12 protein-coding genes are annotated in these 15,718 nt (G+C 75.1%); 5 read left to right on the top strand and 7 right to left on the bottom strand.

Annotated elements, in window-relative coordinates; translation table 11 throughout:
* Positions 1-727: S1C family serine protease (locus Sru01_RS01610; protein WP_239136731.1), on the bottom strand; the 727-nt coding region annotated here is incomplete at its 3' end.
* 361 nt (positions 728-1,088) lie between these two features.
* Between Sru01_RS01610 and Sru01_RS01605 the strand changes: the two genes are divergently transcribed.
* Both Sru01_RS01605 and Sru01_RS01600 read left to right on the top strand, forming a co-directional pair.
* Positions 1,089-2,537 (top strand): hypothetical protein, encoded by a 1,449-nt coding sequence (locus Sru01_RS01605; RefSeq protein WP_203981990.1) that lies wholly within the window; start codon positions 1,089-1,091, stop codon positions 2,535-2,537.
* 82 nt (positions 2,538-2,619) lie between these two features.
* The gene (locus tag Sru01_RS01600) at positions 2,620-4,818 is read left to right on the top strand and encodes an acyl-CoA dehydrogenase family protein (RefSeq protein WP_203981989.1); all 2,199 of its coding nucleotides are present in this window, start codon (positions 2,620-2,622) and stop codon (positions 4,816-4,818) included.
* Between the two features lie 148 nt (positions 4,819-4,966).
* On the opposite strand, the gene Sru01_RS01595 is transcribed toward Sru01_RS01600, so the two are convergent.
* The 6 genes from Sru01_RS01595 to Sru01_RS01570 are packed head-to-tail and all read right to left on the bottom strand — an operon-like array spanning position 4,967 to position 11,993.
* On the bottom strand, positions 4,967-7,825 hold the full coding sequence (locus Sru01_RS01595; protein ID WP_203981988.1) for a fumarate reductase/succinate dehydrogenase flavoprotein subunit: 2,859 nt from the start codon (positions 7,823-7,825) through the stop codon (positions 4,967-4,969).
* On the bottom strand, positions 7,825-8,622 hold the full coding sequence (locus Sru01_RS01590; RefSeq protein ID WP_239136729.1) for an ABC transporter ATP-binding protein: 798 nt from the start codon (positions 8,620-8,622) through the stop codon (positions 7,825-7,827). The genes Sru01_RS01595 and Sru01_RS01590 overlap by 1 nt, the downstream gene beginning before the upstream one ends.
* Entirely contained in the window at positions 8,619-9,512 is an 894-nt protein-coding gene (locus Sru01_RS01585) for an ABC transporter permease (RefSeq protein WP_203982009.1), read from the bottom strand. Before Sru01_RS01585 ends, Sru01_RS01590 begins: the two co-directional genes overlap by 4 nt.
* A gap of 5 nt (positions 9,513-9,517) precedes the next feature.
* Positions 9,518-10,945, bottom strand: coding sequence for an ABC transporter substrate-binding protein (locus Sru01_RS01580; protein ID WP_239136727.1), 1,428 nt, complete (start codon positions 10,943-10,945; stop codon positions 9,518-9,520).
* Between the two features lie 11 nt (positions 10,946-10,956).
* On the bottom strand, positions 10,957-11,184 hold the full coding sequence (locus tag Sru01_RS01575) for a 4Fe-4S dicluster domain-containing protein (protein WP_203981986.1): 228 nt from the start codon (positions 11,182-11,184) through the stop codon (positions 10,957-10,959).
* Positions 11,181-11,993 (bottom strand): GntR family transcriptional regulator, encoded by an 813-nt coding sequence (locus Sru01_RS01570; RefSeq protein WP_203981985.1) that lies wholly within the window; start codon positions 11,991-11,993, stop codon positions 11,181-11,183. Before Sru01_RS01570 ends, Sru01_RS01575 begins: the two co-directional genes overlap by 4 nt.
* Positions 11,994-12,223: 230 nt before the next feature.
* Here Sru01_RS01570 and Sru01_RS01565 point away from each other — a divergent pair, with 230 nt between their 5' ends.
* The 3 genes from Sru01_RS01565 to Sru01_RS01560 all read left to right on the top strand — a co-directional run bounded on the left by Sru01_RS01565 (position 12,224) and on the right by Sru01_RS01560 (position 15,716).
* Positions 12,224-14,017: a hypothetical protein gene (locus Sru01_RS01565; RefSeq protein WP_203981984.1), complete on the top strand. Its 1,794-nt coding sequence runs from the start codon at positions 12,224-12,226 to the stop codon at positions 14,015-14,017.
* A gap of 134 nt (positions 14,018-14,151) precedes the next feature.
* On the top strand, positions 14,152-14,283 hold the full coding sequence (locus tag Sru01_RS36110) for a hypothetical protein (protein WP_275412128.1): 132 nt from the start codon (positions 14,152-14,154) through the stop codon (positions 14,281-14,283).
* Between the two features lie 143 nt (positions 14,284-14,426).
* Entirely contained in the window at positions 14,427-15,716 is a 1,290-nt protein-coding gene (locus Sru01_RS01560; RefSeq protein WP_203981983.1) for a glycosyltransferase family 4 protein, read from the top strand.
* Positions 15,717-15,718 lie beyond the last annotated feature (2 nt).

The raw sequence follows: 15,718 nt of genomic DNA, 5'->3' as shown, positions 1-15,718 counted from the left end.
TGCTCGGGATGGCGAATCCGATGCCGGGCGCCGCCCCGCCGCCCATGTCCGGATTGACCGCCGCCAGCGTGGGCACGCCGATCACCTCGCCGGACAGGTTGGTGAGCGCGCCGCCGCTGTTGCCCGGGTTGATCGACGCCGACGTCTGGATGGCGTTGGTGATGGTGGCCCCCGGCGAACCCTCGCCCTGCGGTTCGGTGACCGTGCGCCCCAGGGCGGACACGATGCCGTTGGTCACGCTGCCGGACAGGCCCAGCGGATTGCCCATGGCCAGCACGATCTGGCCCACCTTGAGCCTGGTCGAGTCGCCGAACGTCGCCGGGCTGAGCCCGGTGCGGTCGCCGACCTTGATGACGGCGAGGTCGCCGAGCGGGTAGGAGGCGACCAGGTCGGCCCGCCGTGACCGGCCGCCGGTGGACAGGGTGACCTCGAAGCTGCGGGACCGGCCGACCACGTGGGCGTTCGTCACGATGTGGCCGGCGGTGTCGTAGACGATGCCCGAGCCGAGGCCGTTCTTGGTGGTGATCTGCACGATGGACGGCAGTACCTGGGAGATGACCTGCTCGTAGGCCTGCTCCTCGGCGACCAGCGATCGCGGGGTCTCGGTCCGCCCGGGCCCGTCGCCGGTGGCGCGATCGGTCGCGCTCGCGGTCTCCGTCGCGGTGCCGGTGGCGGTGGGGGGTGCGACCGGGCCGCATCCGCCGGCGGCGACCAGGAGTCCGGCCATCCCCACCGAGATGGCCTGTCGACCGACATGTCGGATCCGACGGGTTCCTGGACTCCTTTTCATGCAATGGGTGATTCCCGAGGCTAGTGAAGCTACTCGCTGTTCATCACCAATGTCGGGATCTTTGCCGGTCGCTACCAGGCGGCGGACGCGGAGCGTGATTTTCTTCACCCAGGCAACGGCCGATCTACCTGCGGAAACGCACCCGGCGCCGGACGAGGGCCGGGATCGAGGGCCGCGAGAGCACCGGCGCGTGACGTAGTCTGCGCACATGGCGGACGGTGCGGAGAACTCCTCTGGCCGCCCTGGAAAAGGGCGGGTTCCGGCTCACGTTCCCTCCTACGAAGCGCCGACCACGCCGATGCCGCAGCTGAGCGCCGGCCAGGCACGGGCCGTCATCGAGGCCGCCACCGCCGCCGCGCGTGCCCCGGCCGGCCCTGCCGGTGCCAGGGACGATCAGCCGGCCGGCGCCGCGGAGGCGGACCCGCCGGACCAGGCGGCGACGACGAACTGGCGGATACCGTCCATCCCCGCCGAGCCGGCGAAGGCCGAGCCCGCCGATGACCAGGCCGCGGCCGGCCGGCCCACGGACGGCCGGCCCGCCGCTGACCAGAGCGCGGATGACCGGCCCGGCGACGACCGGTCCGCCGGTGCCGCGTACGTCGAGGACGCGGGGGCCGCGGATGCGGAGGCCGAGAGCGCCGAGCCCGTGGACGCCGAGCCGGTGGACGCCGAGCCGGTGGACGACGAGCCGGTGGACGACGAGTTCGCGGGCGAGCCGCGGGACGACGCCACCACCGCGCATCTGCGCATGCCCGCTGGACCGTTCCTCCGGCCCGGCCGCCGAGGGCCGGCCGCCGAGCCTGATCTCGGGCCGGAGCGGCCGCCCGCCGGGCCGGCCGCCGCCGCTGCCGCCGAGGCGCCGGGAGCACCGGACGCCGGGGAACGGGCCGGTTCCCCGGCCGGTAGGCCCGCCGCGGCGGCGGCGGAGGAGTGGGAACCGCTGGAGGAGCGGCCGGTGCCCTCGGCGCCGCCACCGGTCCGCGCCCGGCGCTCCCGGTTGCCGCGCCCGCTGGAGGCCGCCCTGCTGCGGATCGGCGACATCCCGATCCGGACGGTCTACGCGACCGGCGCGGCGCTGGCCACGGTGGTCATCGTGGTGCTCATCTTCACGCTGTTCTCCGGGGACCGGCCCGCGGTCGAGCCGGATGCCGCGCCGTCCCAGGCCGGCGGGGGCGCCGCGCCGAGCACCACCGCGCCGCCGCCCATCGCGGTGCCCAAGGTCCCGGCCGCCCGGGCGATGACGGTCTTCACCGGCACCGGCACTCCGGTGCTGTCCTACGTGGTCGACCGCAAGGCCGGCGTCAGCTACGCCGGATTCGGCGCGCCGTGGAAGAAGGCGTCGCTGGGCGCGCCGTTCACGGCCGGGCAGAAGGCGGGCGCCGCCACGCCGCCGCGCGCGATGATCGGTTCGGCTCCGGTGCCGGTGACGGTCGGGACCGCGCCGGTCACCGACGCCCAGTACCGGGCGCTGGCCGGCCGGGTGGTGAAGTGGACGCTCCGCTACCAGCCCCCGGGGGCCAAATTCTCCTGGACGGTGTCGCAGCGTGCCCGGTACGGCCCCGGCTGGATGCTCGGCTACAAGGTCACCTACCCGGTGGACGGCAAGAAGCGCACCTCCCAGGCGTACGTCATGGTGATCGGCACCGCCAAGAAGAAGCCTGCGATGATCTTCGCGAACGTGCCGGACACCCGCAAGGCGCTCGACCACGATCTCAACATGCTCTACTGGACCGCCCGGGCCGGCTGATCGCCGCGCGACGGATGGCCTTGGAAGCATCTTCTAGAATATGGTTCTGCCTGTCGGTGGGTGGACCGGACGGAGGGTGTCAATGGGGATCGGGTTGAGCGAGGAGCACGAGGCGCTCCGGGAGTCCGTGGCCGGCTGGGCGGAGCGCCATGTCTCCGCCGGCGTCGTGCGCGCGGCGGTGGGTGCCGAGGGCGAGGAGCGCCCGCCGTTCTGGGACGGCCTGGCCGGCCAGGGGCTGCTCGGCCTGCACGTGCCCGAGGAGTACGGCGGTGGCGGCTTCGGCCTGTTGGAGACCGCGGTGGCCGTCGAGGCGCTCGGCGAGCGCGTAACCCCCGGCCCCTTCGTCCCGACGGTGCTCGCCTCGGCCGCCGTCCTGGCCGCCGAGGGCAAGGCCCGGGACGAACTGCTGCCCGGCCTGGCCGACGGCTCGCTGACCGGTGCCGTCGCCTTCACCGGCACCCTCACCGGCGAGCGGGACGCCGGTGGCGGGCTGACCGTCAGCGGCATCGCCGAGCCGGTGCTCGGCGGCGCCCTGGCCGACGTGCTGGTGCTCCCGGTGCGCACCGGCCAGGGCGAGGAGTGGGTCGCGCTGCCCGCCGCCGACCTGGCCGTCACCCCGATCAGCAGCCTGGACCTCACCCGCGGCGTGGCCAGGGTCGAGGCCGCCGAGGTGGCGGTGCCTGCCGAGCGGGTGCTGACCGGCCTGCGGCGGGCGGACGTGCGGGCCCTGGCCGCGGTCCTGCTCGGCGCCGAGGCGGCCGGCCTGGCCGCCTGGTGCGTGCGGGCCGCCGCCGACTACGCCAAGGTCCGGGTGCAGTTCGGCCGGCCCATCGGCCAGTTCCAGGGGGTCAAGCACAAGGCCGCCCGCATGCTGGTCGCGCTGGAGCAGGCCCGGGCCACCGTCTGGGACGCCACCCGGGCGGCGGGCGACGAGCTGGAGTACGCCGCCGCCATCGCCGGGGTGATGGCCCCGGACGCGGCCGTCCAGTGCGCCAAGGACGCCGTCCAGATCTTCGGCGGCATCGGCTACACCTTCGAGCACGACGCCCACCTGTACCTGCGCCGCGCGCTCACCCTGCGCGCGCTGCTCGGCCCGTCCGCCGAGTGGGCCGACACCGTCGCCGGCGCCGCGCTGGCCGGGGTCGCCCGCGAGATGGAGGTCGACCTGCCCGCGGAGTCGGAGTCGCTGCGCTCGGCCATCCGCGCCGAGATCGCCGAGGTCGCCACGCTGGAGGGCCGCGAGCAGAAGCGCGCGCTGGCCGGCCGCGGGTTCGTGATGCCGCACCTACCCGAGCCCTGGGGCCGCGGCGCCTCGCCGCTGGAGCAGGTGCTCATCCACCAGGAGCTGCGCGCGGCCAAGGTGCGCCTGCCCCAGATGATCATCGGTGCCTGGGTGGTGCCGTCGATCGTCGGCTACGGCACTCCCGAGCAGCAGGAGCGGTTCCTGCCGCGCACGCTGTCCGGCGAGCTGGTGTGGTGCCAGCTGTTCAGCGAGCCGGGCGCCGGCTCCGACCTGGCCTCGCTGCAGATGAAGGCCGAGCGGGTCGAGGGCGGCTGGCGGCTCAACGGCCAGAAGATCTGGACGTCGGTCGCGCACGTCGCCGAGTGGGGCATCTGCATCGCCCGCACCGACCCCTCCCGCCCCAAGCACGACGGCATCACGTACTTCATCGTGGACATGAAGGCCACCGGGGTGACCGTCCGCCCGCTGGTCGAGATGACCGGGGAGAACCTGTTCAACGAGGTCTTCTTCGACGACGTGTTCGTCCCGGACGAGCTGGTCGTCGGCGAGGTGAACGAGGGCTGGCGGGTCGCGCGCAACACCCTGTCCAACGAGCGGGTGTCGCTGTCGTCCGGCTCGGGCGGCACCGGCTCGTCGGTGCCCGACCTGCTCGGGCTGGCCGGCCGCCTCGGCCGCGAGCTCACCCCGGCCGAACGGCTGGAGCTGGCCGAGGTGATCTGCGAGGGCCACTCGATCAACGCCCTCAGCCTGCGGGTGACGCTGCGCCAGCTCGCCGGCGCCGAGCCGGGCGCGGACGCCTCGGTGCGCAAGCTGCTGTCCACCTCGCACGCCCAGCACGTGGCCGAGAGCGCGGTGGGCCTGCTCGGCGCGGCGGCGACGGTGGCGGCCGACATGAAGCTCGGCGACCCGGGCTACTGGAACCGCGCCGTGCTCGCCACCCGGGCGATGACCATCTACGGCGGCACCACCGAGGTGCAGCTCAACATCATCGCCGAGCGCATGCTCGGCCTCCCCCGCGACCCCGAACCCGGCAAATAGCTCTTTCGCCCGCCCGGAGTCACGCGATCTTGTAGGAGGTGTCGTCCACCGTCGCCACCACGTCCAGCCGAGCGCCTCCACGTACGACATCAGGGTGCTCAGCGTGGTGGACGCCGGGTCTCCGCGCTACAGGTGAATCGACGCCGGTCTACGCCATGGTCTTCGTGCCGGATCGGTCGTGCACGCTGCCCGTGGGCGGGTGCGTGGGGAGGGTAAGGGCGCGGCGGGCGTGGGCGCGGACATCGGCGTCGGAGTCGGTGCGGGCGTCGCGCAGGGCGCGCAGCGCTTCGGCGTGCCAGGCGGTGGCGGACAGCGCGGTGCCAGGCGAGGCCACGGTGTGCCAGGTGGCCTCGGAAGGGGCATCGACGGGTGAGAGGGCTTCGGGCCGGGTGTCGGCGGTCCAAGGGGCGGGGGGCGCGGTGGCGAGGTGGGCGGACAGGGCGAGCACGGCGGCCTTGCGCACGTCGAGGTTGGCGTCGGCCGTCGCCGCGACCAGCGGCGGGACCGCTTGTTCCGGCGGGGCGGCGGCCAGGGCGCGGGCGGCGCCCACCCGCACCTCCCAGCTCGTCTCGCCGGCCAGTGCCGCCTCCGCGAGCTCCGCCAGCGGGGCCGGGCAGCCGAGCGGGGCCGCCGCCTCCAGGGCGGCGGCGCGGACCAGCGGGTCGGGGTCGCCGGCCAGTTGCGCCAGCGCCGGCGCGGCCTGTGGCTTGCCGATCGTGCCGAGGCCGCGGGCCGCCTGCACCCGTACCTCCCGGGCGGCGTCCGCGGCGGCGATCTCCACCTGGGCGGCGTCGTCCAGCGAGACCAGGCCGCGCACCGCCTCGACCCGCACTCCGGGGTCGGGGTCGGCGAGCGCGCCGGCGAACACCTCCGGGTCGCCCAGGCGCAGCGCGCGCAGCACGTCCAGCACGGCGGCGCGCACCGCCGGGTCGTCGCCGGCCACCCGGTCCCGGAGGCGGTCGCCGAGGCTCCGGCTCGCCGGCAGCACCTCCACCAGCTCGCGCAGCCCGGTGGCGGCGGCACGGCGTACCGGGCCGTGCGGGTCGCCGAGCGCGCCGGCCAGCGCCTCGCCCACCCCGTCCGGCGCGGTCTCGGTCAGGGTGGCGATCGCCGCCTTGCGCACCTTGGGGTCGGGGTCGGCCAGGTAGGGGGCGAACTCGGAGATCGGCGGCTGCCGGTCGGCCAGCCGGATCAGGTCCAGGATGCGCGGCGAGCGGCCGATGGCCTCGACGGCCAGCCGGGTGGCCGCCCGGGGCCGCGGCCGGGCCGGCGCGACGTAGGCGCCGAGCTCGACCGGCGCGCCGCCCCGTGGCCGGAAGTCGTCCACCGGGACCAGGTAGGGCTCGACCGGGCGCTTGACGAACGCCATCGCGCCGCCGGCGTCCTTGCGCAGGTTCAGGTGGTACAGCCACTCGTTGTCGTCGCGTTCGGGCAGGTCGGCCCGGTCGTGGTAGAGGCCCCAGCGGCTCTCGGTGCGTACCAGCGAGGCGCGGGCCGCCATCTCCGCGCAGTCGCGGATGAAGTCCACCTCCACGCAGCGCATCAGCTCGTGCGGGGTGCGCGCGCCCATGGCGGCGATCTCGTCGCGCATCCGGTCGAACGTCTCCAGCGCGATCTCCAGCTTGGCGCCGGTCTTCGGCGGGGCGACGTAGTCGTTGACGAAGCGGCGCAGCTTGTACTCCACCTGCGGCTGCGGCGGGCCGTCGGGGTTGCGCAGCGGCCGGTAGACCAGCTCGTGGGCCTGCGCGATCTGATCGGCCGGCAGCGTCTCGGCGGTGGTGCGGTGCCGGGCGGCGTGCGCGCCGGCCAGGTCGCCGAACACGAAGGCGCCGATCATGTAGTTGTGCGGGACGCAGGCCAGGTCGCCCGCCGCGTACAGGCCGGGGACGGTCGTGGCGCCGTTCTCGTCCACCCAGACGCCCGAGGCGGAGTGGCCGCCGCACAGCCCGACCTCGGAGATGTGCATCTCTACGTCGTGGGTGCGGTAGTCGTGCCCGCGGCCGGCGTGGAAGGTGCCCCGGGTGGGCCGCTCGGTGGTGTGCAGGATGTTCTCCAGCGCGGTGAGCGTCTCGCCGGGCAGGTGGCTGAGCTTGAGGTAGATGGGGCCCCGCGCCGAGGAGATCTCCCGGGCGACCTCCGCCATCATCTGGCCGGACCAGTAGTCGCAGTCCACGAACCGCTCGCCGGCGTTGTTGACCTGGTACCCGCCGAAGGGGTTGGCCACGTAGGCGCAGGCGGGCCCGTTGTAGTCCTTGATCAGCGGGTTGATCTGGAAGCACTCGATGCCGCTCAGCTCGGCGCCGGCGTGGTAGGCCATGGCGTACCCGTCGCCGGCGTTGGCCGGGTTCTCGTAGGTCCCGTAGAGGTAGCCGCTGGCCGGCAGGCCGAGCCGCCCGCAGGCGCCGGTGGCCAGGATCACCGCGCCGGCGGCGACGGTGACGAACCGCCCGCTGCGCGTGTCGAACCCGGCCACGCCGACCGCCCGGCCGCCCTCGACCAGCACGCGCACCGGCATGACGCGGTTCTCGATGCGCACCCGCTCGCGGATCTCCCGGCGGCGCAGCACCCGGTATAGGACCTTCTTGACGTCCTTGCCCTCGGGCATCGGCAGCACGTAGCTGCCGGAGCGGTGCACCCGGCGCACGTGGTACTCGCCGTACTCGTCCTTCTCGAACTTCACCCCGTAGCTCTCCAGGCGGCGCACCATGTCGTAGCCGCGGCTGGCGGTCTGGTGGACGGTGCGCTGGTTCACCACGCCGTCGTTGGCCCGGGTGATCTCGGCGACGTAGTCCTCGGGGGTGGCCTTGCCGGGGATGACGGCGTTGTTCACCCCGTCCATGCCCATCGCGAGCGCGCCGCTGTGCCGGACGTGCGCCTTCTCCAGCAGCACGACGTCGGCGCCGTGCTCGGCGGCGGTGATCGCGGCCATGGTGCCGGCGGTGCCGCCGCCGACCACGAGCACCTCGCACGACAGGTGCAGCCGGTCGTCCAGGGACGGGATCTCCATCACGCGGTGTCCTCCAGCTCGGTCAGAATCTGGTCGCGCAGCGCCCGCCGGACGCCGCCCGGCGCACCGGCGGGCGGGGGGTCGGCGGGGGAGGCGGCGCGGGCGCCGGGCGGGACGTCGAGGACGGCGCGGACGCCGCCGCGGCCGAGCACGACGATCCGGTCGGCGAGCAGCAGCGCCTCGTCCACGTCGTGGGTGACGAACACCACGGTGGCCGGGGTGAGCGCCAGCACCCCGGTGAGCAGCCGCTGCATGCCGGCCCGGGTCTGCGCGTCGAGCGCGCCGAACGGCTCGTCCATCAGCACGGCGCGCGGCGAGCCGGCCAGCGAGCGGGCGAGCTGGACGCGCTGCCGCATCCCGCCGGACAGCTCGCGCGGCAGCCGGTCCGCGCAGCCGGCCAGGCCGACCCGCTCGATCCAGCCGTCCGCCAGCCGCCGCCGCTCGGCGCTCGCCACCTTGCGGATGCTCAGCGGCAGCTCGACGTTGCCGCGTACGGTGCGCCAGGGCAGCAGTCCGTCGTCCTGGAAGACCATCGCGCGGTCCGGGCCGGGGCCGGTCACCGGGACGCCGTCGGCGCGGATCGTGCCCGCCTCGGGGGCGAGCAGCCCGGCGATCGCGCGCAGGATCGTGGACTTGCCCGAGCCGGACGGTCCGACCAGGACCAGCAGCTCGCCGGGTCGCACGTCGAGGTCGATGTCGCGCAGCACGGCGGCCCGGCCGTAGCCGAGGGTCACCCCGGACAGGGTGACCGCCATGCCGGTCCGCGCCGGCGCCACGGCCGCGGTCCGGGCGGTCACGGCCGGCCCCCGCCGCGCGGCAGCCACCGGGTGAGGCGGCGGCCGAGCAGCTCGATCGCGGCGGAGGCGAGCCAGCCGATCGCGCCGATGGTGGCCATGCCGACGATGACGCCGGGGTAGTCGACCACCGTGTAGGCGTGCCAGGTGCGGTAGCCGACGCCGAACTCGCCGGAGATCATCTCGGCGGAGATGACGCAGATCCAGGCGACCCCCATGCCGACCGACAGCCCGCCGAAGACGCCGGGCAGCGCGCCGGGCAGGATGACGTTCGCCAGCACCCGGGCCCGCCCGCCGCCCATGGTGCGCACCGCGTCCTCCCAGGAGGTGGGCAGCGCCCGGACGGCGTGCCGAGTGCTCACCATGATCGGGAAGAACGCGGCGGCGAAGGTGATGAAGACGATGCCCTGCTCGTCGCGCGGGAAGACCAGGATGGCGATCGGCACCAGCGCGATCGCCGGGATGGGCCGGACGATCTCCAGGACGGGCAGCAGCAGGTCGCCGGCCCGGCGGGATCGGGCGACCAGCACCCCGGCCGCCACCCCGGCCAGCGCGGCCAGCACGAAGCCGGTGAGGATGCGCAGCACGCTCTGCGCCAGGTCCAGGTAGTACGGGGCGGAGCCCAGCCGGCCGGCGAACGCGCCGGCGACCTCGGCGGGGGAGGGGAGCCGGTCGAACCGCAGGCCGAAGGTGACGTCGGCGGTGGTCAGCAGCTGCCAGGCCGCCGCGGCGGCGGCGAGCGCGGCCGCCCTGATCAGCCAGCCGGCGGCGTCCGGCCGCCGCCGCCGTCCGGCAGCGGGCACCGGCGCGGGGATCTCAGCGGCCGGCCCCGCGGCCGGCTCGGTGGGCCGGGCGGCGGCCGGGCGGGTGGCCGCGGCCGTCGCGGCGTCCATCCCGGTCACGCCTGCTCCACGGCGTGGTCGAAGTCCACGATCTTGGCGCGACCGTGCTCGGACAGGTAGGACTCGGCGCCCTCCCGGGTGGTGAACGGCAGGAAGCGCCGCTCCGCCCGCTCGACCGCCGGGTCGCGGACCCAGACCGACCGGTCGGCGAACCACCGGGTGCCAAGGGTGGTGTCCGGCACGTACGCGGCGCGGAACCGGCCGCCGGCCGTGCGGATCTGGCGCAGCAGGCAGGTCGGGGTGGAGGCCGGCTGTGTACGGGCGGCGCCCTGGAGCCACAGCTCCCCGGCGGTGGCGGGGTCGTCCACCGGGAACCCGCAGGCCGGGTCGGTGCCGGTGATCTTCGCCGGGTTGGCGGTGGCGGCGGTGGCCGCGTCGTAGCCTCCGCCGTAGGCCTTGCGGATGTAGGCGTCGTCGGCGAAGCGCGGCACGTCGACGGGCTTGAAGTCGTTGCCGATGGAGGCCAGGTAGGGCACGTCCTTGCCCAGCGCCGCCAGCAGTTGCGGCTTGAGGGTGACGTCGAAGGTGGAGATGCCGTTCGGGCCGTTGTAGAGGTAGACGACCTCGGGCGGCAGCCCGGTGGCCTTGGCGACCGACTCGGCGGCGGCCAGCGGATTCTGGTGCAGATAGCGGGTCGCGTCGATCTGGGCCTGCAGGAACGCCTGGACCACCTCGGGATGCTCCTTGGCATACGCCTCGCGCAGCACCACGCCGTGGAAGGTGGGGACGCCGAGCGCCGACCCGTCGTACAGCAACTTCGCCTGGTCCTGGAAGACCAGCAGGCCCGGCCAGGCGACGAACTGCGCGTACCCCTGGACGGCGCCGGACTGCAGCGCCGAGGCGCCCACCGGCGGCTGCTGGTTCACCGTCTCCACGCCGGTCACCGGGTCGACGCCGGCCTTGCGCAGCGCCTGGACGAGGGTGCCGTGCCCGGCCGAGCCGACGCTGGCCGAGACCTTCGTCCCCTTGAGGTCGGCGAGCGTCCGGGCCTTGGAACCGGGCGGGACGACGACGCTGTTCAGCCCGCCGCGCAGGTTGTAGCCGGTCACCGAGACCAGCCGGGTGCGGGCGGCGGCGACGTCCTGGGTGCGGGAGGCGTTGATCAGCAGCGGGTAGTCGCCCATCGAGCCGATGTCGATCTTCCCGGCGACCATCTTGGCGGTGATCGGCGCGCCGGTGTCGTAGTCCTGCCACTCGACGGTGTACTTGCCGCCGAGCCGCCGCTCCAGGTAGCCGAGCGAGCGCAGCAGCGTGCCGGCCGTCACGGTGTTGATCGTCTTGGACTGGTACCCGACGACGAGGCGGGTGGTGCCGGTGCCGCTGGAGGCGTTCCCGGCGACCGAGCAGCCCGCCAGCGCGGCGGTGGCCAGCGCGGCGGCGAGCACGGCGGCGCCGCGGCCGGCGCGGTGGTGGGGGTGGCGCACGGGGCGTCCTTTCATCGCAGCAGGTAGGGGATGTTGATGGTGACGGCGTCGACCGGGCAGCGCTCCGCGCACGGCCCGCAGTACCAGCACTCGTCCACGTACATGTAGGCCTTGCCGGACTCCTCGTGGATGGCGAGCGAGTCGAGCGGGCAGACGTCCACGCAGAGCGTGCAGCCTTCGATGCAGAGCGCCTGGTCGATCGTGACGGGGACGTCCAGGCGGTTTCCGGCCAGTGTCATCGGTCCTCCTCGCCGGCCGGCCCCGCCGGACCGGGCGACGCGGGCGCGTCCCCGGTCCGGCGCAGGTGGCCGCTCATGGTGATCCGGTCGCCGCGGAACCGGATGAACTCCAGGTCGACCGGGCGGCCGTCGGACAGGTGGGCGAGCCGCTCGACCATGAGCAGCGCCGCGCCGCGCGCCGCGTCCAGCACCGCGGCGGTGTGCGCGTCGGCGTTGACGGCCTCCACGGTGAGTTCGGCGGTGCCGAGCGGCTGCCCGGCGATCCGCTCCAGCAGCACGAAGATGTCGTTGCGGGTGAGGTCGGCCTGGAACAGCGGTTCGCCGAGCTCGCGTACCAGGTAGGTGAGGTCGAGGGACAGCGGCAGGCCGTTCAGCCGGCGCAGCCGCTCGACGTAGACCACCGGCTCGCCCGCGGGCAGGCGCAGCCGGGCGCTGACCGCGGCGGGCGGGCGGATGAGGCCCATGGTGCGGACCTCGTTGGCGACCTCGCCGTGCTCGCGCAGCGTCTCGGCCAGCCCGAGCAGCCGGTGCAGGCCGTGCGGGTACTTCTCGCCCGCGACGGTGGTGCCGACGCCGGGGCAGCGGTCGATGAGACCTTCCTCGCGGATCAGGTCGAGCGCGTCGCGGATGGTGTTGCGGGAGGTGCCGAACTCCCGGGCCAGCGCGGTCTCCAGCGGCAGGTGGCCGCTGTCGAAGTGCCGCTCCATGACTTGGCGGCGCAGCAGGTCGGCGATCTGCCGCGCCCGGTCGGCCCGCCGCCGGGCGGCGTCGGTCAGCAGGGGCACGCGGTGCCGCTGGCCGCCGTCCATGGCCGCTCCCTGAATCTGGGGTTCGTGATCTGCGATAATCCTATATATCCAGTAGGAAAATAGGAATAACGGTCGTATTGCGCCACCCGGGACAGGGAAAGGGATGCGCTGACCTGCGCCTCCGCCGCGGAGTGCCGGTGAACCGCCACCCTCCGGCGGCCGGCCCGAGGCTTCGCCGGGCCTGGGGTAGTTTGACCGGGTCGGTGGTGCCGAGTGGAGACGGCCAGGGCATGCGAGATCGCCGGTTGGCGCGGGCCGCGCCCGCGGTCGCGGCGCTGGTCGCCGGGCTGCTCGCGCTCGGCCCGGCGCTGCGGCCGGGCTACGTGCTGCGCTATGACATGGTCTTCGTGCCCGACCCGCCGCTCACCCTGGCCGCGGGCGGCTTCCCGCGCGCGGTGCCGAGCGACCTGCTGGTGGCGCTGCTCGCCCACCTCGTCCCGGCCGCCGCGCTGCAGAAGATCGTGCTGGTCGGGCTGTTCGTGCTGGCCGGCTCCGGCGCCGCCGCCCTGGTGCCGGGACGGCGGACGCTGCCCAAGGTGGCGGCCGCGGTGTTCTACGCCTGGAACGTCTACCTCGCCCAGCGGCTGCTGCTCGGCCAGTGGGCGCTGCTGCTCGGTGTCGCCGGGCTGCCCTGGGCGGTGCGGGCCGCCGCGCGGGGCGGGCCGCCGTGGCGGGTCGCGGTGGCGCTGCTGCCCGCGGCGGCCGGCGGGTTCCAGGCGATGCTGGTGTCCGCGCTGGCCGTGCTGCCGGTGGCGGCCACCCGCCCGGCGCCGCGACCGGCCCGGCTGCGCGGGACGCTCGGCGCGCTGGCGGTGATCGCGCTGCTCAGCCTTCCCTGGGCGGTGCCGGCGCTGCGCGCCGACGCGGTCACCGACCCCGCGGGGGTGGCGGCGTTCGCGCCGCGCGCCGACGGGCCGTTCGGCGCCCTGGGCGGCCTGCTCGGCCTGGGCGGCATCTGGAACGCCCAGGCGGAGGTGCCCGGCCAGGCCGCCTGGTGGCTGGCCGCCGGCCGGCTGGCCGTCGCGGCCGCCGCCGTCGCGGCGTTCGCGGGTCTCCCGGGGCTCTCCGGGTTCCGGTCCACCCGGCCGGAGCCCGGCGCGCCGGTTCCTGGCGGCGGCGGCACCGGATTCCGCAACCCGGACGGGCCGGCGGGCCCGCCACCGGGTCCGCCGGACCTGCCGAGTGCGCCGGGTACTCCGGATCCGCCGTACTTCCGGGGGGTGCCGGGGCCGGCGGCTCCGCCGGGAACGCCGGTCGCACTGCCGGGCAGGTCGGGGCCCGCGCCGGGGGCATGGCCGGACTGCCGGGCGGGGCTGCTGGTGGCGGCGGCGGGCGGGCTGGCGGTCGCGCTGGCCGGCGCGTACGCCCCCGGCCTGGTCGGGGCGCTGATCGCCGGCTGGCCCGGCTTCGGCCCGCTGCGCGACGGGCAGCTGTACATCGCGCCGCTCGCCGTGGTGCAGGCGGTCGGCTTCGGCCTGCTGGCCGGCCGGGTCACCCGGCCGCGGCCGGGCGGCGGCCGGGCCGCGGTGGCGGTGCCGGCGGTGGTGGCCGTGCTGGTGCCGGTGCTGCTGCTGCCCGGGTTCGCCTGGGGCGCGGCCGGCCGGCTGGCCGCGGTGCGCTACCCGGCCGAGTGGCGGCAGGCGCAGCGCATCGTCAACGGTGATCCGCGGCCGGGCGCGCTGCTGTCGCTGCCGTGGGGCGCGCACCGGGCGTTCGGCTGGAACGGCGGCCGGGTGATCCTCGATCCGGCCACCAAGGCGTTCGCCCGCCGGGTGCTGTGGAACGACTCCCTCACCGTGGCGGACCGCGACGGCCGGGTGATCCGGGTCGGCGGCGAGGACCGGGAGGCCCGCCGGCTCGGCGCGGTCCTGGCCGCCGGGACCGGCCCGCTCACCCCGGCGCTGCGGGCGGCCGGGGTGCGCTACGTCCTGGTCGCCGGACCGGACAGGAACACGTTCTCTTCCCGATTGCCTGGCGCCACCGCGGTTCTCGCGGGCGGTGAGGTGCTGCTGCTACGGCTGTGAGCTAGCCGGACGGCACCCGTGCGTGCATACTGGACGGTAAGTCCATTTATCACGTTTTGACCAAAGAGCTGGCTTGGCAGCAGTATCACGTTCTAGTGTCAGGTCCACGCGTCGGACAGTGGAAGGAGAGCCCAATGGTGCGAGTGCTGGCCGCTCTCGTCGTCGGGGTCGCGCTGGCGATCGGCGCGTCGGTGGGCGTGGTGAACGTGGTCGCCCCCAGCCCGGAGCCGCCGAACAAGCCGCTCTACAACTACGGCAACAGGTAGATCTCTCCGGCCCGGTCCGCATCGCGAGCCCGGTGCCGGCCGGTCCCGCATGATCCCCGCGCGCCAGGCGCCGACTTCGGCATGCCCGCGGGGGCCGGCCGTGGAGTGCCATCAGGACCGGACAAGGACCAGGAGGAGCCGTCGTGGTCGCACAGCAGGCGGGGCGGGCCCCCCGGTCGCCCGGGCCGCGCCCGGCCCCAGTGGCCGGTCCGGTGGCCGGTCCGGACGCCGGCGCGGGCGAGCGCCTGCTGCCCGGGGTGCGGGTCGCGCTGCTGAACTTCCGCGAGCCGCGCCAGTCGGTGGCCGGTGGCGCCGAGGAGTACGCCTGGCAGGTCGGCCGCCACCTGGCCGGCGAGGGCGCGCGGGTGCACTTCGCCACCAGCCGCGAGCCCGGCCAGGCCGCCCGCGAGACGCGCGACGGCATCGAGCTGCGCCGGATGGGCAACCGGTATCTGGTCTACCTGCTGGTCCCGCTCTGGCTGTTGCTGCGCCGCCGCCGGTTCGACGTCGTCATCGACTGCATGAACGGCATCCCGTTCTTCGCGCCCCTGGTGGTGAGCCGGCGCACCCGCGTCATCTCGCTGGTCCACCACGTGCACGACCGGCAGTTCCGCGCCTTCTTCCCCGGATGGATCGCCCGGTTCGGCTGCTTCGTCGAGGGCCCGGTCGCCCGGCTGGTCTACCGCCGCCGCACCACCGTCACCGTCTCGGCGTCCTCGCGCGCCGAGCTGCGCGACCGGCTCGGCTGGCTCGCGCCGATCGAGATCGTGCCGAACGGCAGCCCCGCCGCCCGCCCGGTCGCGGTGGCCAGGGACGGCGAGGACGCCGGCGACCCGGCCATCGTCTACCTGGGCCGCCTGGTCGGCCACAAGCGGGTCGAGCGCGTGGTGGATCTGGTGCCCGCGCTGGCCGGCACCTGGCCCGGCCTGCACGTGCACGTCGTCGGGCGCGGGCCCGAGCAGGACGCGCTGGCCCGCCGGGCCGCCGCCCCCGGCGCCGCCGGCCGGGTCACCGTGCACGGATACCTGGCAGAACCGCGGAAGAACGCCCTGCTCGGCGCCGCCCGGCTGAACGTCACCGCCTCGGAGTTCGAGGGCTGGGGGCTCACGGTGATCGAGGCCGCCGCGCTCGGCGTGCCGACCGTCGCCTACGACGTGGCGGGCCTGCGCGACTCGGTGCGCGACGGGGTCACCGGATGGCTGGTCCGCGACGGCGAGTCGCTGGCGGACGTGGTCGGCCGGGCGCTGGACGAGCTGGCCGACCCGGCGCGCCGGGCCGAGGTCCAGCAGGCGTGCCGGGCCTGGGCCGCCGAATTCTCCTGGGGCAGGACGGGCAGTAAGATGACCGGGCTCATCCAGGATGAACTGCGACGAAAGGGACAGCGCTCGGCGCTCGCTCTCCGGCTCGCCGCGGGTGAGACCCGTATTCCCTGACA

The sequence above is a fragment of the Sphaerisporangium rufum genome (genome assembly GCF_016863395.1).
In the GTDB taxonomy this organism is placed as follows: Bacteria; Actinomycetota; Actinomycetes; order Streptosporangiales; family Streptosporangiaceae; genus Sphaerisporangium; species Sphaerisporangium rufum.
This window is presented reverse-complemented; position numbering and strand designations above follow the sequence as displayed.

Excerpts from the sequence above, each read along its gene's own strand:
- Sru01_RS01575 (WP_203981986.1), bottom strand. The coding sequence starts at position 11,184 with ATGACACTGGCCGGAAACCGCCTGGACGTCCCCGTCACGATCGACCAG.
- Sru01_RS01605 (WP_203981990.1), top strand. The coding sequence starts at position 1,089 with ATGCCGCAGCTGAGCGCCGGCCAGGCACGGGCCGTCATCGAGGCCGCC.
- Sru01_RS01570 (WP_203981985.1), bottom strand. The coding sequence starts at position 11,993 with ATGGACGGCGGCCAGCGGCACCGCGTGCCCCTGCTGACCGACGCCGCC.
- Sru01_RS01585 (WP_203982009.1), bottom strand. The coding sequence starts at position 9,512 with ATGGACGCCGCGACGGCCGCGGCCACCCGCCCGGCCGCCGCCCGGCCC.
- Sru01_RS01600 (WP_203981989.1), top strand. The coding sequence starts at position 2,620 with ATGGGGATCGGGTTGAGCGAGGAGCACGAGGCGCTCCGGGAGTCCGTG.
- Sru01_RS01595 (WP_203981988.1), bottom strand. The coding sequence starts at position 7,825 with ATGGAGATCCCGTCCCTGGACGACCGGCTGCACCTGTCGTGCGAGGTG.
- Sru01_RS36110 (WP_275412128.1), top strand. The coding sequence starts at position 14,152 with ATGGTGCGAGTGCTGGCCGCTCTCGTCGTCGGGGTCGCGCTGGCGATC.
- Sru01_RS01565 (WP_203981984.1), top strand. The coding sequence starts at position 12,224 with ATGCGAGATCGCCGGTTGGCGCGGGCCGCGCCCGCGGTCGCGGCGCTG.